This window comes from Paenibacillus sp. LjRoot153, from assembly GCF_964253085.1.
In the GTDB taxonomy this organism is placed as follows: Bacteria; Bacillota; Bacilli; order Paenibacillales; family NBRC-103111; genus Paenibacillus_E.
The window spans coordinates 1,753,353-1,776,135 of record NZ_CAXUQH020000001.1; the positions used below are offsets into that span (position 1 = coordinate 1,753,353).

Here is a 22,783-nt window from a genome sequence, read left to right on the forward strand (position 1 = left end):
GAAGGCTCCTTTTAGCAAATTCTCTTGTCTCTGTCAGGTCAGTGAACATTCTCTTAGTATAACTGAAATCGTAGAATTGTTGAAATAATTATTGGATTGTTCATTGTTTCAATAGACTGATTTTACTAAGCTTAAGAAGAAAACAAAGCAGGGAGGATGATGAGGAAATGAGTAGTTTATTCCAAAAAGTAAAAGCGCGAGTCGGCGTGATGACGGTTGGTCACGAGCCATATTGGGTACAATTTCCGGGGTTAAAAGAGGAGCTGGAGGGATACGGCCGTGAATTTGAGGAAATGCTTCGGAGGCATGACGTGGAGGTAGTATCGGCAGGCTTTGTTGATACGGTAGATAAGTCGTTTGCTGCATCGTCCTATTTGAGAAGCCAAGACATTGATTTCCTTTTTTGCTTCTTGAGCACGTATGTAACGTCTTCGACGGCAGCGACTCCGATCTTGAACTTGTCCGTTCCGACGGTACTTGTTGCATTACAGCCAAGGAAGCGTCTTGACTATAGAAATACGACGACGTATATGCAGTTAGCCAACGATAATATTTGTTCGCTTCCCGAAATAGGCGGCGTGCTTGTACGAGCAGGAAAGCCTGCAGCAGGGATGATCGTAGGAACGCTCTATGATGATGACCGCGCGATGAAGGAGTTACAAGGATGGTGCCAAGTCGCCAATACGAGCAGAGCATTCAAATATGCCAAAATCGGCTATATGGGGCATACCTACGAGGGTATGTATGATATGAACTCCGATCCGACGGCTTTTACGGCTGCATTTGGTTCGCATGTGCTAATGCTGGAGATGTGCGATTTAGCCAAGTTGGTAAATGGAGCAACGGCTAAGGAAACGGCCGACAAACTGGATGAAATTAAAAGCGTTTTCAAAATATCAGATCCCTTTATCGACCCGGTAACAAGACCGATCAAGCAGGAGGATTTGGAATGGTCTGCTAAGGTCGCGGTTGGACTGGATAAGTTGATTTTGGAATATGGATTAACAGGCCTGGCCTATTATTACCGGGGTCTCGACAATAATGAATATGAACGAATCGGATCGAATATGGTGCTCGGTAACTCACTGTTGACAGGCAAAGGGGTTCCGCTTGCCGGAGAAGCCGATTTGAAGACGTGCGCAGCGATGTTAATTATGGATCGTCTTGATGCAGGGGGTTCGTTCGCGGAGCTGCATCCCTGCGATTTCGTCGATGAGATTGTGCTGGTCGGACATGATGGGCCGCACAACATCAAGATTAGCGACGGGCAGCCGATCATTCGCGGATTGGATCTGTTTCATGGCAAAAGCGGTTCGGGAATCGGCGTCGAATTCAGCATTAAATCAGGCCCTGTTACTTTGCTCAGTATTTCACAAACCGCTAACGGCAAATTCAAAATGATCGCCACGGAAGGCGAATCCATCAAAGGAGAAATTCCACAGACAGGAAACACGAATACACGCTGTAAATTTAATTACAGTGTTGCAGAATTCGTGGAAAGATGGTGTTCGGCAGGTCCTACTCATCACTTTGCACTTGGCGTGGGGCACGTGAGTTCGAAGATCCGTAACGTTGCCAAAGTACTAGGCATTGAGGTGGAAATCGTATGACAATACCCGTAAAACCAAAACATACCTTGCAAAGAGTCACACTGGAAATGAGCCTCAAGCCATTCAAGAGTATGGCCCCTGAGGCCATCGAAGATGTGTGTACGGAAGCGATCCGTCAGTGGCTTCCTCTGATCGGCATGGCAGAAAGCTGTTCCATGCTGCTGTGGGTCGCTGACGGAAGCGAGATTCTAGTCTGGGACGGTGATTTGCAGCGCGAGATCGAATGGGCTCGCTATATCGGATTCGCCAATGAGGAGTATTTCGGACATATCAAGGACGACAAAGACCCAAGAATCGCCCAGCCTTACATTAGCGAAACAGCCAGAATCACCTATGGTGATTTGCAGTTCATTATAGCATCATTTAAAAAGATTGCAGCAGAACGTTACGGCATTCGCATAGAGGTGGGAGCCACCTTTGACGCAGGACCAGAATTTGCTTACTCAGATTTTAAATACAAGCTTCACCCGGAAATCAATCGCGCCGAAGTGGGCGGGCAGTTCATCTCGCTGAAGGCGGACTATACAGTCGTATGTGGTTGGTCGAAGCTTAAAGAAGATAACGTAGCTTATGCGACTTACCCTGACGGCATTCCCGAGGGTACAGCGTTTGGACAGTTTTTGGGGCGGCAGTGTGCAAGCTTTTTACCTGCATTAGGCTTTGATTATATTTGGTTTTCCAATGGATTTGCGCTGTCGTACTTTCCTTGGACGTATCTGGGAGCCAATTACGATGGCACGCAGCTTGCGATGGCTGACTATGAAGAGCTATCGACTAAGATGTTGTCGTTCTGGGAACTATTCAAGCAAGAATGCCCGGAATACCGGACAGAAATCAGAGGGACAAACTACGGAACTGGCATGGATCTAGCCAAGGACTGTATTCCCTTACTTGATCTGTATGAGAGAAACTATATCGAATTTCCGCCGCCGAACTCGCCTTGGGGAGCTCTTAATTACGATTTCGGTCTGGAGTTAACAGGCTACATGTCGCGCATTGCTGTGCTGCCGGGACAGACTTACCCGTACCGCTTCTATGCCAATGATCCTTGGTTCTGGCAAAATCCGTGGTGGGATCTCTACGATCGGGAGCCGCATGACATTTATTGTCCGCTCACTGTTGCTAGAGTTAACGCTGAGGGGGAGCTGGAGAGCCCGGGTATCGTAGAAATTTTGACCATAGATACGGAAAAAGGCGAGCTAAATCAAGATGTACCGATGGAGGTTATTCCTCATATCAAGAAGGCCTTCAAAGATGCGCCCGATCAGCCGGGGATCTTAATTTGGTTGTACCCGTTTCGAGAGATGCATGAAGCGATGGCTGAATCGGGCGAGCATTCGAGTGACGCTTTCTTCAATGATTGGTTTGTGCGTAACGCGATTAACCAAGGGCTGCCGCTTAATACGGTACTTAGCACCGATGACTTTTTCGCCATGCATGACGATGCTATCCAAAAACTTCAAGATACGATCTTGTTTACATCGGCATTTTGGATCAAAGGGGAGAAAGCGCAGAGAATCATCGAGTATATTCGTCGTGGAGGAAAGATCATTTTCTATGGCACTGTCGATGATCCGGCGCTACGTAAACTGCTGAATCTCAGATCTGAGGATGAGCTTGACGGTAGTTTCTCTGTCAACTTGTCATTGTCAGAAGATACGATCACAAGTGATCAGCATCAGGGGGGAAAAGGGGTTCATTTGCTTGAGATCAGCTCGCATATTTCCGGAGGTGGGTTGAAAGAGGTCGTGGATGATGCGGCTGACCCATTTACGCAAGTACATGCAACAGTGAAGCAGGATGGATTAGAGCGTACGTTTACACTAACTAGAGCCTTACCTGAATGGGACGGAGGAAGGATTGGTTGGGTACGCGGGGCGCTGCCGTTTCAAACTGCAGGCGTGACGCACCTACCAGTACGGCAGGAGAAGGAGTTAATGGATAGCTCAGTTATAGTGCGCTATCTGCTCCATGAATTCGGCTATTCCTTCTACCAGACGAAGAGTGAAGTAGATGCCCATCCTGCGCTTATGTTCATCACAAGGCGCGACAACGCGTTCATTCTTACAGGCTGTAAACAGGATACTTCCGTAACGCTGCAGCTTCGCTTTCCAGATGGGGCTCCGCTCATCATCGGACAATCAGCCCTGATTGGGGAAGGAACAGCTACTTATGCGCTTGATCGAACGTTTCATGATGAATGCCGCGTATTTGTGAATCAAAAACAATTGTCCCGCATCTTGTCCAGGGAACATCAACCTTTTCCGACATCGAAGAAACGCACTGTTCGTAATATTAGTGTTTACAATCTTATTGAGGCAGATGTGACCATTTATCCGCCACTTGCGCAGCTGCAAGCAGGAGTCGTCGAAGTGAAGAATGGCGAACACTATTTGGAATTATCCGGTAAAATTGTAGGGGGTCGCGTACTACTAACCAATATTAGCGGAACAATTGATATATCATGGTAATGGTCTAATATATCAGATACTAGATGAAACAATCTGTCATGTGAAAGGCTGGTGACAATGGATGAGTGCATCAAGGAAGAACGAGATAGAGAAGCTAGATGAAAGCATGAAAATAGTAGCGGATATCAATACCGATTGGGAATGGCACTCGCCTCTTAGTGAGCCATTTCGGGTCACAGGGTTGCCTTGGCTTGAACAAGACGGGCTATATCGAAGATTGCCACTCCAACCAAGCCATCGGATTCGACCAGAGGTAGATCGACTCGCGAATTTTACTGCTGGCGTGCAGATTCGTTTCCAGACAGATTCACCCAAGCTTTCTGTGAGGGTCATTTTGGCTGATAAGGCCACCATGTACCAAATGCCCGCCACAGGTCAATGTGGGGTTGATTGCTACGTCGGTACGACAGGAAATCAACTTTATGTAAATACGACTCGCTTTGATCAGTTAAAAAATGAATACGAATCCACTCTCTTTGAATCAATGCCGTGGCAAATGCGGGATATCACACTAAATCTCCCGCTATATCAGGGAGTGAAGGAGATTTGGATAGGTCTAGCTCCTTCTTCATCGGTAGGCGGATTTCCCGGCTTTGCCACCCACAAGAGGGTTCTTATTTACGGAACTTCCATCACCCATGGAGCGTGCGCCTCTAGGCCTGGTATGGCTATTCCAACATTCTAAGCCGGAAATTCCCGATTGAAATTGTGAATCTCGGATTCTCCGGGAATGCTCAAGGTGAGCCCGAGCTTGCCCATTTGATCAGCCAAATCGATGAACCTGCGCTGCTTGTTCTAGATTATGAAGCTAATACGCCTAGTACAGAACGGCTTCAGGAATCATTACCGAAATTTATCCGGATTTATCGCCTCAGCCATCCTGAAGTCCCTATTCTCGTCATCTCACAAATCCGATTAGCGAAGGAAGCTTTTGACGAAAACATGCTTCATCGTCGCGAAGAACGTAGACATCTTCAATGGGAAATTGTTGAGCAATTGCAGCAGGAGGGGGATGTTAATCTCCACTTCTGTGATGGTGCAGAGTTATTGGGAGCGGATTACCAGGATTGCACCGTAGACGAAATTCATCCTTCAGATTTAAGCTATTTTCGCATCGCGGAGGCACTTAGCCCTATTTTTGGCAAACTACTTGTAGAGGACCTTGATGTGCTGAACATATGAGCCATATAGGTGGATTACTACTTGGGTGATGACCTTGGTCAACTATTTGAATACCGAAACAGCTTTAGAGGTGTGAATGTTGAATAGTGGCATTCAATAAATCAAGGGTTGCCAATCAAACTGTAACCTGATAGTATACATTTAATCGAATATGAACCTTCGGGGCAGGGTGCAATTCCCTACCGGCGGTGAGGATACCCGTGTGTATCTAAGCCCGCGACTCTCAGCCAGCAATGGTTGGGACTGACTTGGTGAAATTCCAAGGCCGACGGTATAGTCCGGATGGGAGAAGGTGAAGAACAGCTTTTTAAATTTCGATAATTTAATAGGTCTGTTTGTCAATGCCCCCGTTTATAATGACGGGGGCATTGTTTCTTCATGAAGGTTCAATTCAAAACGTTCAATAGGAGGTTTTTGAATTGGAAAATGTAGTTAAGTTTAGAAGTAAAGGTGCGGCATCTCAAGGCTTACGTACAAGTGGTATGAGCGGGATCTGGTATGTGGCACTTGGCGCCACACTGTGGGGACTGGATCCGCTATTTCGGATCCTTTTATTGAAAAGCTTTACCTCGGCGCAAATTGTATTCATTGAACATGTATTACTAGCCATTTACGCGCTGCCCGTATTGATGAAGTATCGTCGAACGTTAACAGGTAAGCTATCCATTGCCGTCATTGGTGCGCTGCTCTTCATATCCTGGGGCGGATCGGCGATTGCCACCATTCTGTTCACTGCGGCATTCTCTCACGGAAGCGCCAATGCTATCTTGCTTTTGCAGAAATTACAGCCCTTATTCGCAATCATTCTTGCTCGTGTTTTGCTCAAAGAGACATTGCCATCGAAGTTTTCTGCCTATATCGGGGTAGCGCTGCTAGGTACGTATTTGCTGACGTTCGGCCTCAGTTTACCTGGTATGGGCTTGAAGGATTTAGGTACGATAAGTTGCTTATTTTCTATTCTGGCAGCTGTTTTATGGGGCGGCTCAACGGTGATGGGGAAATTCCTGCTTCAGAAAAAGCTGGATTTCCCTGTGGTGACCTCACTTCGGTTCTTGCTGGCACTTCCACTACTAACGATAGTGCTATTGGCAAGTGGCGACCAGTGGCAGTTGAACGGTTCGAGCAGTGAGCTGACGATGATCGCGGTAAACCTGTTGTTCCAAGCCTTTTTCCCAGGACTGCTCAGCATGCTGCTTTACTATAAAGGCTTATCTTCTACCAAAGCGTTCTTCGCAACGCTAGCCGAACTTGCCTTCCCTGCGGTTGGTGTCTGTATGAATTGGCTTGTATTTGGTCAAAAGTTAACGATTGGTCAGCTAGTTGGCTTTATACTCATCTGGTTAACGCTGTGGTTTATGAGCCGGCAGAGTAACCAGAAGGAAAAATAGAGGCTCGGTGGACGGAGTTCGATGGAATAAATGGAAAAACTCCAGTTAATTTTGACGTATTCACCATAATTCGCCGAATAGATGGATTTCATGTAGTTAATTTCAGGGAAATCGGCTGAAAGGCTACAAAACGATGAAATTAACTGGAGAAAATACATTTATTTGTACAAATAGGCATATTCCCCACAAATTAACTGGAGAAAGTCCAGTTAGGTGCACCAACTGATGCTAAAGCATTAACCCTCAGTTGCCAAATGGGGTTAGCGGTTTAGAGGCTAGTAGAACGAACTGCAGGTAGATCCCATCTCAACTCCCATCTTTCCAAAACCTGTATAACATGATATATTAATATCAATATATGATATAACATTTAGTTGGGTGTAGGGAGTGGGGAGCAATGTCGACAGATTCAAGACCCATTTATGAGCGAATATATGAAACGCTGCGTGAAGAGATTCTACAACGCAAATATAACATTGGCGACCGCGTTCCATCTGAGAAGGAATTGGCTGATGACTATAACGTGAGCCGGATCACGAGTAAAAAAGCGCTGGAGATGCTGGCTGAAGTTGGACTGATCGTCCGGAAGCCAGGCAAAGGCTCCTTTGTCGCAGAGGAAGGCGAGCCTTCAGCGGAAGTCTTGTCCTCCGAAGCACGGGCGAAACATACGCTGATTGGCCTTGTCATCACAGATTTCGGGAATACGTTCGGAACGGAAATGATTTACGGCATGGAGCGCGCCTCTGCCGACAACGATAGCTTCCTTGTGCTGCGCCGCTCTTTCGGCTTGCCTGAGAATGAAGAGAAAGCGATTCGCTCGTTTCTCGAATTAGGTGTGGATGGCATCATTGTGTTTCCTGCGCAAGGGGAGTTCTACAATGCGGAAATCCTGAAGCTAGTCATTCAACAATTCCCATTAGTGTTGGTGGACCGTCACCTCAAAGGGGTAGCTGCGGCTTCGATCAGTACAGATAACATCAGTGCTGCGCGCACAGGGACGGATTACTTGCTTGATTTGGGCCATAAGCAAATCTGCTTACTTACGCCGCCGCCGATGGATACAACGGCGATTGAAGATCGAATCGAAGGCTTCGTTCGCGCTCATGCGGAACGCGGTGTACTCGTGGATCGATCCTTGTGGTTAGACGACATTACGTCTACGCTTCCGAATTCGTTCCATCAACCCAACATGGATCAAGATATCGAGATGATCAAAGCGCACTTGCGGAGCAATCCGCACATTACAGCTTTATTCGCGATGGAATATAATATAGCCTTGCTTGCCAAGGCAGCAGTAGAACAAATGGGACTTCAGATACCAGGGGACATTTCTATCCTTTGTTTCGATAGTCCGCCAACTACGCTAGGCAGCGGCTATCGCTTTACGCACATGATTCAGAATGAAGATGAAATCGGCAAATTGGCTGTTGAGAATGTGCTCAAGCTAAAGCGCGGTGAGAAAGTGTCCAATAAAACAACTTTGGATGCCAAGCTGATCATCGGAGAGTCAACAGGTCCAGCAAAATGATCGGATCAACAAATAAACGATCCACAAGGCCTACACCGGAGATTGCTAACCTAGCAATCTCTTTTTTATATAATGATATATTAATCAATTTAAATGGTATACAAATAATATAATAAATACATATTGACATAACGTTCGTAGGTCGCCTATAATCATAAATGTAAGCGGTTTATTTCCAAGTTAAGGAGATGGTTCACCCGATGAGCAAATCTTCTGTGCTTCCGACATCCATGTGTAATCTCATTGATCATGTAAGGAACGAGCTGCATAAGATCGAGCGGCCAAAGCTCGCTGATATGTTTGGCGAATGCTTCGCAAATACATTTCAAACCACGATTGGGCAGCTAGAAGATGGTTCAACGTTCGTGATAACGGGCGATATACCAGCTATGTGGCTGCGCGATTCTTCGGCTCAAGTTCGGACATATCTGCTGCTAGCGAAAGAAGATCCTCAAATTGCCGAGATGATTGAGGGTGTCGTAAAGCGGCAAGTTCAGTATATCGGGCTTGATCCGTATGCGAATGCCTTCAACAAAGAACCCCATGGCGCAGGACATCAACAGGACTTTACACAAATGAGCCCATGGATTTGGGAACGTAAATATGAAATTGATTCCCTCTGCTATCCCATTCAGCTTAGTTACTTGTTATGGAAGGTAACAGGCCGAACTTCCCAATTCACCGATAACTTTCGATCAGCCGTTCTTTCCATTCTGCATCTTTGGCGAGTAGAACAAGCGCATGAAACCCATTCCCCGTATCGCTTCCAACGGTCGAACTGTCCACCTACAGATACACTAACAAGAGAAGGACTTGGCAGCGAAGTTGGCTATACCGGAATGACTTGGTCAGGTTTTCGCCCTAGTGACGATGCTTGTACGTATGGTTATTTGGTGCCATCCAACATGTTCGCCGTCGTAGTGCTTGGCTATTTGGCCGAGATCGCAAATGAGGTTTGGAACGATCATACGGTTAGTGCCGAGGCCTTTCAATTGGCAGCTGAAATTAGAAGCGGAATTGAATCATATGGAACCACCAATCATCCTACGCTGGGCGTTATGTACGCTTACGAAACAGACGGTCTCGGAGGCTATCATCTGATGGATGATGCCAATGTTCCCAGCTTGCTCTCCATCCCGTATTTAGGCTACACGGAACTGTCGGATCCTACTTATCAGCGTACGCGGAGCTTCATACTAAGCGAAGAAAATCCTTATTTTTATACAGGAAAAGTTGCTGAAGGCATTGGCAGTCCGCATACACCAGAGCGTTACATATGGCCAATTGCACTGGCTGTTCAAGGGCTTACGGCTTCTAGCCGTGAAGAAAAGCTTCGCTTATTGGATCTCATGGCAGATACAGATGCTGGAACAGGATTCATGCATGAAGGCTTTCACGTAGATGATCCGTCGAAGTATACGCGACCTTGGTTTTCCTGGGCAAACGCCATGTTTAGTGAGTTAGTGTTGGATGTGTGTGGTCTTTCGATTATGAAAATAGTTCGGCAATGATGCTAGGTTATGCGGGGGTAACCCCTTCTAACATAATATTGAGGCACTTATTCTTATTGTTTCATATAAAAGGGAGGAAGAATCATGAAAAAATGGATGACTGTGATAACCGCTGTTACACTAACGCTTAGCTTAGCAGCCTGTACGTCCAAAACCGACACAGACACAGTAGCAAGTACGAAGCCTGAGGGCACAACAGCCCCAGCAGCTTCTACAACAACAGCTCCTGCAGCCAAAGCTCCTGTAGAAATCACATTCTGGGGTGACTGGGGTGGTGAAGGAGAAAAGCAGTTCGTCATGATGGCTGATGCTTTCAATAAATCACAAGACAAAATCAAAGTGAAATACGTGCTTCAGGAAGATATGATTACAAAGTTTCTGACAGCAGCGACCTCGGGCGGATCACCGGATGTGATGTTCTGGGATAGATGGCGGACCTCCCTGTACGCCTCCAAAAATGTCCTTCATCCAATTGATGAATATATGAAGAGAGATAACATTAAGCGTACCGATTACTATGATGAAGCCTTAAAAGAACTGTCTTCCGGCGATAAATTGTACGGTCTTCCTTTAACAGTTGATGCGAGAGCACTCTTTTATAATAAAAAGTTATTCGCTGAAAAAGGGCTGCAACCGCCGAAAACATGGGAAGAGCTGGAGAATGCGGCGAAGCAGTTAACCGTATGGGAAGGCGATAAACTGGTTCGCTCCGGGATGTCGATGAACGATAATGGTCTGTTCAATATGTGGCTGCAGCAAGCAGGCGGCTCTATGGTAACAAGCGATTTGAAGAAAACGAACTTCAATAATGATCAGGGCAAGCAAGTGCTAGATTTCTGGGATAAACTGATCAACAAAGATAAGGTATATAAAGTTGGTTTTGAAAAAGGCTTAGGGGAAGGCACAGATGCCTTCGTAACGGGGAAAGTAGCGATGACCTATACAGGTCCTTGGATGCTGTCCACGTATAAGAAATATGGCAAAGAACTTGATTTCGGTGTTGTTCCTCCACCAACTGGACCTAGCGGTGGCAAAGGAAGCGTCATGGGCGGCTTCGGTCTCGTAATCCCTGCTGGCTCTAAGCACAAAGATGAGGCATGGGAATTTGAGAAATGGTGGTTAGCGAATAAAGACAATGCGCTTCTTTGGGCGAAAACCAGCATGAACTTGCCTGGCTTCAAGCCAGCAATGCAGGATCCGTTCTTTAAAGATGATCCGAACTGGAAGCCATTCATGGATACATTGGAATTCGCGAAGATTCGTCCACAGCATCCTGGCTATTCCGTCATGGAAGTGGATGGGCTGATGCCGAATCTGGATCTATTCGTCCAAGGTAAGCAGGATGCGGCAACAACCTTGAAGAAGGGGCAAGAGCAAGGGGATAAGCTGCTCGATCAGAACGCGGTAGGAAAGTAAATAGACGCACATGGGGAAGGTGATCCTTCCCCTTTCTTGTAAGGAGGAATTCTATGGCATCGGTCAGTAAGCTTAGCCGGCATCAAGCTAGGATGGGATACTTTTTCATTACGCCGACAATATTCCTATTTGTCATATTTACCGTCATTCCTGTGATTATGGCGTTGTATCTCAGCTTCACGAATTATGACATTGTGAGTAAAAATGATTTTGTTGGCTTGGAAAACTATAAGCGACTGGTGGATGATCCCACTTTTTGGACAACATTGAAAAATGTCTTGTTCTATTCGGTGCTTTATATTCCATTGAATATTGCGATCTCCTTATCCATGGCTGTCCTCTTTATGCGCAAACGCATCGGAGTGAAATTATTTCGCACGGCAGGCTATTTGCCAACGTTAACTTCAGGCGTTGCGGCTGCAACGGTCTGGATATGGCTTCTGAATCCTGAATTCGGACTAGTGAATGAACTGCTCAGCAAAATTGGCATCACAGGACCCTCGTGGCTGGGAGAAATGCCCTATGCGATGATCTCGATCGTGTTCGTGACCTTATGGCAATCTGTAGGCTCGAATATGATCATTTATATTGCCGGACTGAACGGCGTACCTGATCATCTGTATGAATCAGCAAAGCTAGATGGTGCGAATGCTTGGCAATCATTCCGCTACATTACTTGGCCCGTTTTAAGGCCGACTACTTTTTTCGTAAGTACCATGGCGATTATTGGGGCGCTTCAACTCTTCGATCAAGCCTACGTATTAACCAAAGGCGGTCCAGCGAACTCGACCAAAACGACGGTGTATTACATTTATCAGCAAGGGTTTGGGCAGCTGCAGATGGGGTACGCAGACGCGATGGCTTTCGCCTTGTCCCTTCTAATTCTCGTATTTTCACTCATTAATATGAAGCTTAACAAAGAAGAAGATGCCATGATCTAGGAGGGTGGACGATGAAACAAAACTATTTATACACAACGATGTTGTATCTCATTTCCATCGCGGTTTGTCTGGTCATGGTGATTCCCTTTGTATGGAGCTTAATTACTTCGGTCAGGCCAGATGAGGAGATTTTCATGCTGCCGATTCGCTGGATTCCATCTAGCTTGACGGTATCGCATTATTTGAAGGCGTTCGACTTAGTCCCGTTTGGCCTATATTTCAAAAATTCATTTTACTTAGCCTTCATGGGTGTCATGTTTAACTTGCTATTAGGTTCATTAAGCGGGTATGCGTTCGCTAAGCTTCGATTCAGAGGCCGGGATGCGATGTTCAAAATATTGCTGGCCGCCATGATGATTCCTGGTGTTGTGACCTTAATCCCGCAATTTTTTGTGCTCAAACATATCCCCTTCGTAGGTGGGAATGATTGGCTTGGCGGTGGCGGGAACGGACTGTTGAATACGTTCTGGGCTGTTATTTTGCCAGGTGCATCGGGATCATTTGCGGTATTTTTCATGCGGCAGTTTTTCGTATCCTTACCGAGTGATCTGCAAGAGGTGTCACGCATTGAGGGGAGCGGTGAGCTCCGTATTTATTGGAACATTTATATGCCACTGGCGAAGCCGGCTTTAGCCACATTAGGTATTTTCACCTTTCAAGCAGGCTGGAATAGCTTTCTCGGACCGCTCATCATGCTGAACGACCCCGCTAAGAAAACGATTCAGCTAGGATTAGCTGCATTTACGTATAACAAACAGGTCGATTTCGGACCCTTGATGGCAGGGGCATTAATCGCAGTTATCCCCATTCTGATCCTGTTTCTGCTGTTACAGAAGTATTTCGTGCAGGGGATTGCTTTTACGGGGACCAAGGGGTAATCCGCACGTTAGATATGAAGGTGAATCCGATTGAACAAACGGTGGAGTATGCGAATAGCCTTAGTGGCTGTCGGGATAGGAATAATTATAGTGGCTATCTGGGGAGTGATGAGCATGGGGAACGAGCATAAAGAAACCATGGATGCACAAGTAAGTGCACCAATAACAGAAACCTGGGCGGAGAGAGCAGACCTCGCACAAGCGGGATTGATGAAGCAGTATTGGAACAGCAAGCGGAACTTATTCGATAATTTATCGCCGTGTAACGATTTATGCAATGAGAAATTCCATTATTGGTGGCAAGCCCATGGTGTAGATACATTGGTGGATGTTTATGTAAGAACGGAGGATAGCGAAGTTAAAGGTTATTTGGCGAATATGTATCAAGGCATGTTGGAGCGCAACGGCGGTGCTTGGCCCAATGATTTCTATGATGATATGGAATGGCTAGCGATAGCATGGCTTCGAGCTTATGAGGCAACGGGTGATGAACAGTATAAACAAGCGACACTGCTTCTTTGGGAAGATATTAAAACAGGGTGGAACGAGGAGCAAGGCGGAGGCATTGCGTGGCGCAAGCCGCAGCTTGATTATAAGAATACACCAGCGAATGCCCCAGCTGTCATCTTAGCGGCGAGATTGTATCGGCAGTTTGGCCAGGCAGAAGACCTCATATGGGCGAAGAAGATATACGATTGGCAGAAGGCCAATCTAGTAGACCCAGAGTCAGGCTTCGTCTGGGACGGGAAGAATCGCGAGGGTGATGGCAAGATCGATAAGAGCTGGGAGTTCTCCTACTGCCAAGGGGTTTACATCGGTGCAGGCGTTGAATTGTACCGGGCAACGGGGGAGCGAAGCTATCTAGATGACGCCGTGCGGACTGCCCAAGCTTCGAAAGCCAGGCTTACCAGCCCGATCACGGGCATGCTGCCTAGCGAAAGCAACGGGGATGGCGGTTTATTCAAAGGTATATTTGTCCGCTACTTAGCAGAACTCGTGCAGATAGACCCGAGCCAGGAGGAGTCTCTAGCGTTATTGGTAACGAATGCGAATAGCCTCTGGTCTTACGGAAGAGATGAACAGCGCGTGATGTTCAGCAAATCATGGGCAACCTCGCCTGAACCAGCGGAGGATCTAAGTGTTAATTTGAGCGGCGTCATGTTGTTGGAGAGAATGGCTGTATTGGAGAAGAATGGCTTGCTGAGCCAGCGATAAAAGGTGTGTGGCAGAGGGAATCTGATTCCCGAGCTCAGATCTCGATTTTTCGGATCTCACCCCCGATCCCCAAGCTTTACTAACGGACATAGGGGACGTTATTTGCATGGTATAGAAGGTTTTGCAATGCTAACGGACACAGATGACGTTATTCCATGACATTCGTCAAATTTAGAGGGATGAATGCCATAATAACGGCAATGGTGTCCGTTAGATTCTAAAGCGAGCCATTGTGGCAGAATTAACATCCGCCATGTCCGTTAGAATCTGCAGCTAGTCAAGAGAAAGGAGTTGCGACGAGGTAGAGGTAGGTATAAGGATAGGTAGACCAGCTGTCTGAAAGGAGGTGAACTTCCACGCTTGTGTGGCATTTTGCTGTAAAAAGCCGAGATATTGGGATTGACTGGCTTGCGTGCGAAGTTGATTAAGGTTGCGGGCAAAAATCATTTTGAAGCCAGGGGCGTCATTTTCTCCTTCATATAATAGCGTAGTTGCGGAAGTCATTTTGTCGATGACATAAGTAGCAGCGTTATTCGCATCTGTCAAATAACTAGCTGTCCCTGTAGCCATATATAAGGCTGTAGCAGCGCCGAGGTAAGTGCCATAATTGTACGTAAAATCCCAATCCTTCACAATGCCGGCTCCTGTGCCTTCCATGTGATCATTCACCTTGCTGCCATTAACCAGCTTCGTTTGGATCCAACTATATATTTGCTGCGCTTTCGTTAAGTAACTTGCGTTATTATAAGCATTCTTTAACTTAATGGCTGTCATGACCATTGGAGCATTGGTAGCTATATTTTTCTGTGCGTTGGTGCTAATTGCTGGATTCTGCGCATCCGTTCTCCACCAGATCCCGCCGCCATAATAGGTCGTATCCCAGCTGGCGTAGACATGATCGAAGAGAAAGGAGCCGCGGTTCAAATATTCTTGTGTTCCCGTAATCTCATAGGCACGCAGACAAGCTAGCGCCCACCAGCCGAGATCATCATTAAATTGATTCGCTACCATGTTCGTGTATTTCGCATTGAAGCCTGTGTAAATATCATCAATCATCGTGCGATATGTGCTGCTTCCTGTACGTTGATATGCATCCATCACCGTTTCCCACAACTGAGCCTCCCACCAGAAATCCGTGTAGAGTCCACCGTTCGGACCATAAGCATGCGCAGCTTGAATCTGATGGTCGCTGTTCGTGTAGAAGTATTTGGCGGATGCATCATAAAAAGTATTTACGAATGAAGTCATCGCTGCATAACCACAGGCGAACATCAGACGGTATCATCGGGAGTGACTGGACGGCACCTACCGGTTCAGGCTATGTTCAAAGCTTGGCAGCCGCAGCAGGAGCCTCCATTCTGCAACTTGCTCCAGCAGATAATTATACGGGAAATATTGCTGGCAATGGTGTATATGAAGCAGAAAATGCAAGGCGAACCTTAGTAAGCGGCAGCGGTATTATCAATGAAAGCACACAGACTGGCTTTAATGGGCGAGGCTATGTGGCAGGTTGGAACACGAACGGTACATCAATCGATTTCTATGTGAATCAGAATACGGCAGGGACCAAAACCATTACTTTCCGTTATGCGGCAGCAGCAGGGAATGCGAGCCGATATGTGAATGTCAATGGCGTCGATGTTGCGACTAATCTCACTTTCAATGGCACTTCTAACTGGAGCACCTGGAGCACCGTTTCCTTGACGGTATCGCTGGCTGCCGGATCTAACACGATTCGACTGGGGCAGGCCAGTTCGAAAGGGAATACGAACTATTTGAACGTGGACCGATTAACTGGTTTATAAATAGAGAAGGTCTGAAATTTGTACTAGTCAAATAATGTAAGATGATTTAAGCTTGACTCATTGTTGTGATGTAATGTGATGAGGAGGGCTACTTAAGATGGAAATCAAATTATTTAAAGCATTGTGGGGCATGGAGGGGGCGCTTGAATCCCAGTTTGAGCGTATTGCTGCAGCGGGATATGACGGAATTGAAGCGCCCCTGCCGGCACTTGCGGAAGAAGATCAGTTCCGAAAGCTACTGGAAACGCATCAATTGGACTATATTGCGATGGTATTTACCCAAGGTCCTAATCATGCAGCTTCTTTTGCTGAGCAAGTGGCACGTGCAGTTTCATTCCGTCCTGTTAGCATTACTTCACATAGTGCCAAGGATTCGATGTCTTTTGAAGAGCAAGTTGAATTCTTTCGTGAAGCGGTTGAAATTGAGAAAAAATACGGGATTACAATCGGCCACGAGACTCATCGCGGCAGAGCCTTGTATAATCCATGGGAAACGGGCAGGCTGCTAGACGCCGTGCCGGGGATCAATCTAACAGCTGATTACAGCCACTGGTGCTGTGTAACCGAGACCACCTTAGAGAATCAAGAGGACAATTTGCGCAAAACCTTCTCCCGTGTCCAGCATATTCACGGCCGAGTAGGGTATGCACAAGGACCTCAAGTACCAGATCCAAGAGCACCGGAATACGCACACGAATTGCAGAGGCACATGAGCTGGTGGGACAGCATCGTACAAGCGAAGCAGGATGCAGGCCTAACAACAATTACCTATACACCTGAGTTTGGACCTCCAGGTTATTTGCACACCTTGCCGTTTACGAACCAGCCTGTTGCAGATTTATGGGACGTATGCCTTTGGATGGGAAAACATTTCAAAGGACACTATAAGAGTATCTAGTCCTATTACTCTGAGTTGAAGGTATAAATCATGCTTAATAAACTACAGAAAATGCCTGCATCAAGACTTATTGTTATCGCTTATCTGATTGGCATCTTTCTTATCGCCATCCTTTTTAAATTACCTATCAGTTTAAAAGCGGGCGCCACAATCTCCTTTGTGGACGCCCTCTTTACATCAGCTAGTGCTGTCAGTGTAACGGGGCTGACAACGGTTGGTATTAATGATACGCTTAGCAGTTTCGGCATCGGCGTACTAATCGTTGCTTTTCAATTCGGTGGGATCGGCGTCATGACGTTGGGGAGCTTCTACTGGCTATTGTTCGGGCAGGAAATCGGATTGCTGCAGCGAAAGATGATTATGATTGACCAGAATCGCAACAATTTATCTGGATTGGTACAGTTAATGAAGCTAGTGCTTGGCTTTACGCTGATTCTAGAGGCAATTAGTACACTGGCATTTGGCTTGTATTTCTATTTCACAGGTGAGTATGGGTCGATTGGGAGTGCACTGTATTATGGGATGTTTCATACCATTTCGGCGTTTACAAATGCTGGATTTGATCTGTTTGGTAACTCATTACTTAATTATTCGAGTGATTATTTCGTACAAGCGCTTACGATATTTTTGATTGTATTAGGTGGGATTGGGTTCCCCGTACTGGCTGAGTTGCGAGAATATTGGTGGGGCGGGCATAAGAATTTCCGATTCTCCCTTTTTACCAAGCTGACACTCGTTACGACATCGGTATTGTTGCTGTTCGGAACGATCGGCTTCTGGTTGACGGAGCGAACACATGCCTTGGTAGGTATGAGCTGGCATGGGAAAATCATTACGGCACTCTTTACATCCGTCACATCACGCAGCGCTGGACTTACAACAATTGACATGTCTACCATTACAGAGGCAAGCTTGCTGCTGGTTTCTGTCTTAATGTTTATTGGGGCAAGCCCCTCCAGTATGGGGGGCGGTGTTCGAACAACGACCGTAGCGGTCATTGTTCTGGCTCTTATTGCTTATGCGCGCGGGGAGAAAGAACCGAAGGTCTTCGGTCGGATGATAAGCCAAGAGGATTCGCTCAAAAGCTTTGTGTTTTTCCTAACGGGTATAGCACTGCTTCTAGGAGGGATCTTCATGCTGCTGTTAGCTGAGCCGAACCGTTGGGGAGTGTCCGCGATCCTATTCGAAGTGGCGTCAGCATTCGGAACGTGCGGTCTATCCACGGGAATCACCGCAGATCTTGGCTCTGTTAGTAAAATCTCGCTTATCGTGCTTATGTTTATCGGAAGGATCGGATTGTTTCTATTCTACTCCTTATTTACCAACGGGAAGAAGAAACCTCTAATCCGATATCCAGAAGAAAAGCTAATCATTGGGTGAGCAGTCAAGCAACCAAGACATGTAAACCGAGGTGGATCATCGCGATCTGCCTCGGTTTTTCATTTTCGATAAAGTATATCTTTAAACGTCACTATCTACGTATCTCGCAGGAAGTACTGGATATTTCAAACCTTTTCTGTAGATTAGCGCATAGGAATGATCGGAGCATTTCCCTATACTTATTGTAAGCGGTTTATCCGAAAAGGGGGATTTACTTTTGAGCCAACGCCCGAACATTCTATTCGTCACGACAGACCAGCAACGATTCGATTGCCTTGGGATTGCTGATTCCATGCATCCTGTCATGACACCACACTTGGATCAACTAGCGTGCGAAGGGATTCGTTTCACAAGCGCGTATTCCGATTGTCCGCTTTGCATACCATCCAGGACGTCGATGATGACAGGCCAGGCTGCCTATCATCATGGTGTAGCCAAGAATGGGGAGTTTCGTATCCCTGAGGATTCGAACATGACCTTGCCTGGCAGGTTGAGCACCGCAGGCTATCAGACGCATGCTGCCGGAAAGATGCAGTTCATTCCGCCAAGGAATCGAAATGGTTTTGAACGGATGAGACTCGTTCCAGAGGATTATGTGAATTTCCTTGAAACCACGGAATATCGAGGATTATATCGTGGACACGGTATTGGTGGAAATGAAGTATATCCCGTTTATAATCCGATTCCCATTCGATATTCAGCCACACATTGGACAGTGAATGAATCGATCGATTTTTTGCGTCAGCGTGATTCAGAGATGCCTTTCTTTCTATGGACCAGCTTTGAAGCGCCGCATCCACCCTACGACCCACCAGAATCCTTTGTCAGACTCTATGACGGTGTGAACATTTCGTCGCCAGCAGCTGCAGATTGGAATACGTCGGAGGAACTTCCCGAATGGGTTCGCACAAGGAAGAAGAGTCATAAATTAGATGGATTACCGCCACACATCGTAAGTATGGCAAGGAAGCATTATTATGCGCAACTGACTCATATTGATTACGAGCTAGGACGATTATTTGGTGAATTAAAAAGTCAGCACCTATGGGATAACACAGTTGTTATTTTCACTTCAGATCATGGGGAAATGTTGGGCGACCACGGACTATTTCACAAAACATGCTTCTATGAACCTTCGTCCAAAGTTCCCTTCCTTCTGAAGCCGCCAAAAGAGTGGCAGGGAGAACTAACATCTTCTACGGTAAGCACGACACCTATTATACTAGCTGATATTTACCCAACTGTGCTTGAGTTTGCTGGATGTTTGATGGAGGATGACCGGAGAAGGGACGGTCGAAGCTTGCTGAATTTGAGCGCATTATCCGAGGGGCGCCCGTGGATTTATGGCTATATGAATGATCTGGACGGGTTGTATATGGTAACGAACGGCGAGTGGAAGTATCTGTATTATGTCTGTGGCGGGAGTGAGCAGTTATTCGACCTGGTGCAGGATCCAGAAGAAAGGAATGATCTTAGTCAGGATTCAAATGCTGGGAGTCGCGATATGCTGGTGATGTTGAGAACGTTATTAACGTCGAAGTTTCCTGACTTGCTAGCTAACCATACAGCTGAAACAGGTATTCTCTTCCATACACAGCCTAAACTAACTGATGAGCAATTGAAAGCGACGAATCCTTTCGCCTGGCGAGGTCCAATTCGATATGGCGGACAGTGGTAGCCAGAAGGATGCATAGTGTTTTTGGATACAACTTTGTTGGTTTTGGATAAATACTTACCTTCTCCTGCTCGTTATAATGTGATTTATTCAGTGGAATTATCCCTGACTATTCGGGTAAGAGGAGGCAAATACGACTATGCAATATACGAGTTTTGCAGGTTCAACCGATCAAGTGTCACGTCTTGGCTTCGGAGCAATGGGCTTAGGCGGGTCATTCGGTACGTATGATGAAGCCTATTTGATTCAGGGCTTGAAACGATTGATCTGATGCAGCTCCATCAATATTGGCCGCAATGGGACAAGAAAGACTATGAAAGCCATTTGGCAGCAGGCCAAGCTCTTGGGACCTTGGATCACTTCACTTCCACACGCGGATCAGAAGTCGGTGTCGGAGACGTCCCAATGGAAATCTTTTGAATACCATAAGTTGTAAAATGTTATAATAATAATAACGCAGCCTAGGATCATCCTGTGGCTGTTTTTCTTTTGAGTCTGGGGGATTTTGACTACTAAAGTCGAATTCACAAATAATTTACCCAGGAAAGTGAAACGTGATTGAATTTCATGCGTATCAGATAAGGGAGTTCACTAAAACAGGTAAGCGAAGGGAGGTGACCTCGTTGACAATCAGTTTAGTCAAAGGTCAAAAGATTGATTTAACAAAAGGTAACGCAGGTCTTTCTAAAGTTGTGGTTGGATTGGGTTGGGATCCTGCTGTTGTTGAGAAGAAGGGGTTCTTCGGCTCGAAGAAATCGGCAGTTGAGATCGATTGTGACGCTTCCGTGATCTTATTGGATGAAAAGGGAAGAATAACAAATCAGAAACATGTGATTTATTTTGCTAATCTACAAAGCCCTGATGGTTCAGTCGTTCACTCTGGTGATAACCGTACTGGAGATGGCGATGGTGACGATGAGACAATTGCTATTAATTTAGGACAAGTTCCCGCGGATGTGAGTAAAATCGTATTCGTCGTGAATATTTATGACTGTGTGAATAGAAAGCAAGATTTCGGTCTCATTCAATCAGCTTATATCCGTGTATTGAATGGTTCTAATCAACAAGAGTTGGTTAAGTTTAACTTAACTGATGACTATTCAGGCAAATCATCCCTCATTGTTGGTGAAATTTACCGACACAGCGGCGAATGGAAATTCAGTGCAATTGGTGAGGGCAGTACAGACACAACCATTGGACAATTGGTCAAAAGATATCAATAATGGCACATCCAAATCAATATAAAGAGAGGTATTTCAGATGTCTATTTCATTATCTAAAGGTCAGAAAGTCGATTTAACAAAAACTAACCCAGGCTTGACGAAAGTTATCGTTGGCTTAGGATGGGATACGAACAAATATGATGGCGGTAAGGATTTCGATTTGGATGCTTCCATTTTTGCGGCGAATGCTGCAGGTAAAGTTAGCAACGAATCTGATTTTATTTTCTACAACAATCGTAAAAATGCAAATGGTTCTATCGAGCACAAAGGTGACAATCGTACAGGTGCAGGCGATGGCGATGATGAAGTTATCTCCATTGATCTTAGCGCAGTACCTGCTGAAACAGAGAAAATCGCTTTCTGCATTACGATTCATGACGCGGAAACAAGAGCGCAAAACTTTGGACAAGTTTCCAATGCTTACGTGCGTGTACTGAATGAAGGATCTGGCACGGAACTAATTCGTTTCGATCTTGGCGAAGATTTCTCCATTGAAACAGGCGTTGTAATCGGTGAGCTTTACCGTCATAGCGGTGAGTGGAAATTTAGCGCAATCGGCAGCGGTTATAAAGACGGACTAGCAGGATTGGCACGCGATTATGGTTTACAAACTTCCTAAGATGGAAGTTTAATGTCATAGGGTGGTGCTTTTAGGAGCATCACCTACCCTACTCTTCTTAATCAATTCGACTCGAGAAATGGTGTTCACTTGACCAGCTTTGTTGCGTTATGGATTGGAATTCAATGATCCGAGTAGACGAATCGTGTAATCGGTGAATGAGATAGATGAGGATAGATCGCGTAAGGATGAATAGCAAATAAAACAGGGGGTCCATCTTAATGTCAGACTTTTTTCAAAGCTTTGTAGATAATTTCATGAATTTTTTTAGTTGGGACGTGCTCTCAGCAACATTAACTGATCCCGTAAACTGGGGGATTATCGGCACGCTCGTCCTTCTAGAGGGATTGCTTTCCGCAGATAATGCGCTAGTGCTTGCTGTAATGGTCAAGCATTTGCCGAAGGAACAGCAGAAGCGAGCTTTATTTTATGGTCTATTAGGTGCCTACATATTTAGGTTTATCGCCATTGGTGTGGGTACGTTCTTAGTACAGATTACCTGGATTAAGGTAGCCGGTGGGGCGTATCTGCTTTGGATTGCTTATAGTAATCTCTTCATGAAGAAGCATGGCGAAGATGGTGAGGTTAAGAACAAAGGTCTTTCCTTCTGGCGCACCGTTCTTGCAGTAGAAATCATGGATATCGCATTCAGTGTCGATAGCGTTCTTGCAGCATTTGGTGTGAGCGACAAGGTGTGGGTATTGTTCTTAGGTGGTATTTTAGGCGTTCTGATGATGAGAGGCGTGGCGCAAATCTTCTTGAAGCTCATTGACAAGATCCCTGAATTGGAGAAAACAGCGTTTATTTTAATTATCGTCATCGGTCTTAAAATGATTGCTGGAGCATTCGGTTTCCACATCTCTCACGTAGTATTCTTCTCCGTCATTATTGCTTTGTTCGGAGGAACAATCATTCTTAGTATGCTTCGCAAAAAGGACAAGTCTGGATCCGTAAAAGAATCATAAGTGTAACCAATGGGCAATCCCTCCGCTAAGGAGGGATTGTTTACCACATAGGAAAGTATAAGTTTTCGGTCCCCGAAA

The 22,783-nt window shown here is 45.9% G+C and carries 19 protein-coding genes, 1 pseudogene and 1 riboswitch; of the genes and pseudogenes, 19 read left to right on the plus strand and 1 reads right to left on the minus strand.

The window, feature by feature from the left end; genetic code table 11:
• The first annotated feature begins 167 nt into the window (after positions 1–167).
• The 10 genes and pseudogenes from ACSQ8P_RS07715 to ACSQ8P_RS07760 all read left to right on the plus strand — a co-directional run bounded on the left by ACSQ8P_RS07715 (position 168) and on the right by ACSQ8P_RS07760 (position 14,140).
• Positions 168–1,610, plus strand: coding sequence for an L-fucose/L-arabinose isomerase family protein (locus ACSQ8P_RS07715; RefSeq protein WP_436234647.1), 1,443 nt, complete (start codon positions 168–170; stop codon positions 1,608–1,610).
• On the plus strand, positions 1,607–4,081 hold the full coding sequence (locus ACSQ8P_RS07720) for a hypothetical protein (protein ID WP_436234648.1): 2,475 nt from the start codon (positions 1,607–1,609) through the stop codon (positions 4,079–4,081). The genes ACSQ8P_RS07715 and ACSQ8P_RS07720 overlap by 4 nt, the downstream gene beginning before the upstream one ends.
• 106 nt (positions 4,082–4,187) lie before the next feature.
• A pseudogene (locus ACSQ8P_RS07725) lies at positions 4,188–5,263 on the plus strand (SGNH/GDSL hydrolase family protein).
• Positions 5,264–5,414: 151 nt separating this feature from the next.
• Positions 5,415–5,561, plus strand: a riboswitch (FMN riboswitch).
• Between the two features lie 184 nt (positions 5,562–5,745).
• Positions 5,746–6,651, plus strand: coding sequence for a DMT family transporter (locus tag ACSQ8P_RS07730; RefSeq protein ID WP_436239475.1), 906 nt, complete (start codon positions 5,746–5,748; stop codon positions 6,649–6,651).
• A gap of 397 nt (positions 6,652–7,048) precedes the next feature.
• Positions 7,049–8,179, plus strand: coding sequence for a GntR family transcriptional regulator (locus ACSQ8P_RS07735; protein ID WP_436234649.1), 1,131 nt, complete (start codon positions 7,049–7,051; stop codon positions 8,177–8,179).
• Positions 8,180–8,379: 200 nt separating this feature from the next.
• The gene (locus ACSQ8P_RS07740) at positions 8,380–9,690 is read left to right on the plus strand and encodes a glycoside hydrolase family 125 protein (RefSeq protein WP_436234650.1); all 1,311 of its coding nucleotides are present in this window, start codon (positions 8,380–8,382) and stop codon (positions 9,688–9,690) included.
• Positions 9,691–9,774: 84 nt separating this feature from the next.
• Positions 9,775–11,106 (plus strand): ABC transporter substrate-binding protein, encoded by a 1,332-nt coding sequence (locus ACSQ8P_RS07745; RefSeq protein WP_436234651.1) that lies wholly within the window; start codon positions 9,775–9,777, stop codon positions 11,104–11,106.
• A gap of 53 nt (positions 11,107–11,159) precedes the next feature.
• A complete protein-coding gene (locus tag ACSQ8P_RS07750; RefSeq protein WP_436234652.1) occupies positions 11,160–12,047 on the plus strand; it encodes a carbohydrate ABC transporter permease in 888 nt (295 codons plus the stop codon).
• An 11-nt stretch (positions 12,048–12,058) separates the two neighbouring features.
• Positions 12,059–12,925, plus strand: coding sequence for a carbohydrate ABC transporter permease (locus tag ACSQ8P_RS07755; RefSeq protein WP_436234653.1), 867 nt, complete (start codon positions 12,059–12,061; stop codon positions 12,923–12,925).
• 114 nt (positions 12,926–13,039) lie between these two features.
• Entirely contained in the window at positions 13,040–14,140 is a 1,101-nt protein-coding gene (locus tag ACSQ8P_RS07760) for a glycoside hydrolase family 76 protein (RefSeq protein ID WP_436234654.1), read from the plus strand.
• Positions 14,141–14,413: 273 nt separating this feature from the next.
• On the opposite strand, the gene ACSQ8P_RS07765 is transcribed toward ACSQ8P_RS07760, so the two are convergent.
• On the minus strand, positions 14,414–15,388 hold the full coding sequence (locus tag ACSQ8P_RS07765) for a glycoside hydrolase family 76 protein (RefSeq protein WP_436234655.1): 975 nt from the start codon (positions 15,386–15,388) through the stop codon (positions 14,414–14,416).
• Between ACSQ8P_RS07765 and ACSQ8P_RS07770 the strand changes: the two genes are divergently transcribed.
• The 9 genes from ACSQ8P_RS07770 to ACSQ8P_RS07810 all read left to right on the plus strand — a co-directional run bounded on the left by ACSQ8P_RS07770 (position 15,379) and on the right by ACSQ8P_RS07810 (position 22,705).
• Positions 15,379–15,945 carry a carbohydrate-binding protein gene (locus ACSQ8P_RS07770; protein WP_436234656.1) on the plus strand — a complete coding sequence of 189 codons (567 nt, stop codon included), beginning with the start codon at positions 15,379–15,381 and terminating at the stop codon, positions 15,943–15,945. The two genes, ACSQ8P_RS07765 and ACSQ8P_RS07770, sit on opposite strands and share 10 nt — an antisense overlap.
• Positions 15,946–16,042: 97 nt before the next feature.
• On the plus strand, positions 16,043–16,843 hold the full coding sequence (locus ACSQ8P_RS07775) for a sugar phosphate isomerase/epimerase family protein (RefSeq protein WP_436234657.1): 801 nt from the start codon (positions 16,043–16,045) through the stop codon (positions 16,841–16,843).
• 30 nt (positions 16,844–16,873) lie between these two features.
• Complete coding sequence (locus ACSQ8P_RS07780) at positions 16,874–18,223, plus strand: TrkH family potassium uptake protein (RefSeq protein WP_436234658.1); 1,350 nt, start codon at positions 16,874–16,876, stop codon at positions 18,221–18,223.
• 217 nt (positions 18,224–18,440) lie between these two features.
• Positions 18,441–19,901: a sulfatase-like hydrolase/transferase gene (locus ACSQ8P_RS07785; protein WP_436234659.1), complete on the plus strand. Its 1,461-nt coding sequence runs from the start codon at positions 18,441–18,443 to the stop codon at positions 19,899–19,901.
• 136 nt (positions 19,902–20,037) lie between these two features.
• Complete coding sequence (locus ACSQ8P_RS07790) at positions 20,038–20,169, plus strand: hypothetical protein (RefSeq protein WP_436234660.1); 132 nt, start codon at positions 20,038–20,040, stop codon at positions 20,167–20,169.
• Complete coding sequence (locus tag ACSQ8P_RS07795; protein ID WP_436234661.1) at positions 20,169–20,318, plus strand: hypothetical protein; 150 nt, start codon at positions 20,169–20,171, stop codon at positions 20,316–20,318. Before ACSQ8P_RS07790 ends, ACSQ8P_RS07795 begins: the two co-directional genes overlap by 1 nt.
• A gap of 203 nt (positions 20,319–20,521) precedes the next feature.
• Complete coding sequence (locus tag ACSQ8P_RS07800; protein ID WP_436234662.1) at positions 20,522–21,121, plus strand: TerD family protein; 600 nt, start codon at positions 20,522–20,524, stop codon at positions 21,119–21,121.
• Between the two features lie 37 nt (positions 21,122–21,158).
• Positions 21,159–21,740 carry a TerD family protein gene (locus ACSQ8P_RS07805; RefSeq protein WP_436234663.1) on the plus strand — a complete coding sequence of 194 codons (582 nt, stop codon included), beginning with the start codon at positions 21,159–21,161 and terminating at the stop codon, positions 21,738–21,740.
• 221 nt (positions 21,741–21,961) lie between these two features.
• On the plus strand, positions 21,962–22,705 hold the full coding sequence (locus ACSQ8P_RS07810; RefSeq protein ID WP_436234664.1) for a TerC family protein: 744 nt from the start codon (positions 21,962–21,964) through the stop codon (positions 22,703–22,705).
• Positions 22,706–22,783: the final 78 nt, after the last annotated feature.

Coding starts and splice junctions, on each gene's coding strand:
- ACSQ8P_RS07770 (WP_436234656.1), top strand. CDS start 15,379: ATGAAGTCATCGCTGCATAACCACAGGCGAACATCAGACGGTATCATC.
- ACSQ8P_RS07805 (WP_436234663.1), top strand. CDS start 21,159: ATGTCTATTTCATTATCTAAAGGTCAGAAAGTCGATTTAACAAAAACT.
- ACSQ8P_RS07765 (WP_436234655.1), bottom strand. CDS start 15,388: ATGACTTCATTCGTAAATACTTTTTATGATGCATCCGCCAAATACTTC.
- ACSQ8P_RS07750 (WP_436234652.1), top strand. CDS start 11,160: ATGGCATCGGTCAGTAAGCTTAGCCGGCATCAAGCTAGGATGGGATAC.
- ACSQ8P_RS07775 (WP_436234657.1), top strand. CDS start 16,043: ATGGAAATCAAATTATTTAAAGCATTGTGGGGCATGGAGGGGGCGCTT.
- ACSQ8P_RS07780 (WP_436234658.1), top strand. CDS start 16,874: ATGCTTAATAAACTACAGAAAATGCCTGCATCAAGACTTATTGTTATC.
- ACSQ8P_RS07810 (WP_436234664.1), top strand. CDS start 21,962: ATGTCAGACTTTTTTCAAAGCTTTGTAGATAATTTCATGAATTTTTTT.
- ACSQ8P_RS07740 (WP_436234650.1), top strand. CDS start 8,380: ATGAGCAAATCTTCTGTGCTTCCGACATCCATGTGTAATCTCATTGAT.
- ACSQ8P_RS07745 (WP_436234651.1), top strand. CDS start 9,775: ATGAAAAAATGGATGACTGTGATAACCGCTGTTACACTAACGCTTAGC.
- ACSQ8P_RS07795 (WP_436234661.1), top strand. CDS start 20,169: ATGCAGCTCCATCAATATTGGCCGCAATGGGACAAGAAAGACTATGAA.
- ACSQ8P_RS07735 (WP_436234649.1), top strand. CDS start 7,049: ATGTCGACAGATTCAAGACCCATTTATGAGCGAATATATGAAACGCTG.
- ACSQ8P_RS07730 (WP_436239475.1), top strand. CDS start 5,746: ATGAGCGGGATCTGGTATGTGGCACTTGGCGCCACACTGTGGGGACTG.
- ACSQ8P_RS07755 (WP_436234653.1), top strand. CDS start 12,059: ATGAAACAAAACTATTTATACACAACGATGTTGTATCTCATTTCCATC.
- ACSQ8P_RS07790 (WP_436234660.1), top strand. CDS start 20,038: ATGCAATATACGAGTTTTGCAGGTTCAACCGATCAAGTGTCACGTCTT.
- ACSQ8P_RS07715 (WP_436234647.1), top strand. CDS start 168: ATGAGTAGTTTATTCCAAAAAGTAAAAGCGCGAGTCGGCGTGATGACG.
- ACSQ8P_RS07760 (WP_436234654.1), top strand. CDS start 13,040: ATGGGGAACGAGCATAAAGAAACCATGGATGCACAAGTAAGTGCACCA.
- ACSQ8P_RS07720 (WP_436234648.1), top strand. CDS start 1,607: ATGACAATACCCGTAAAACCAAAACATACCTTGCAAAGAGTCACACTG.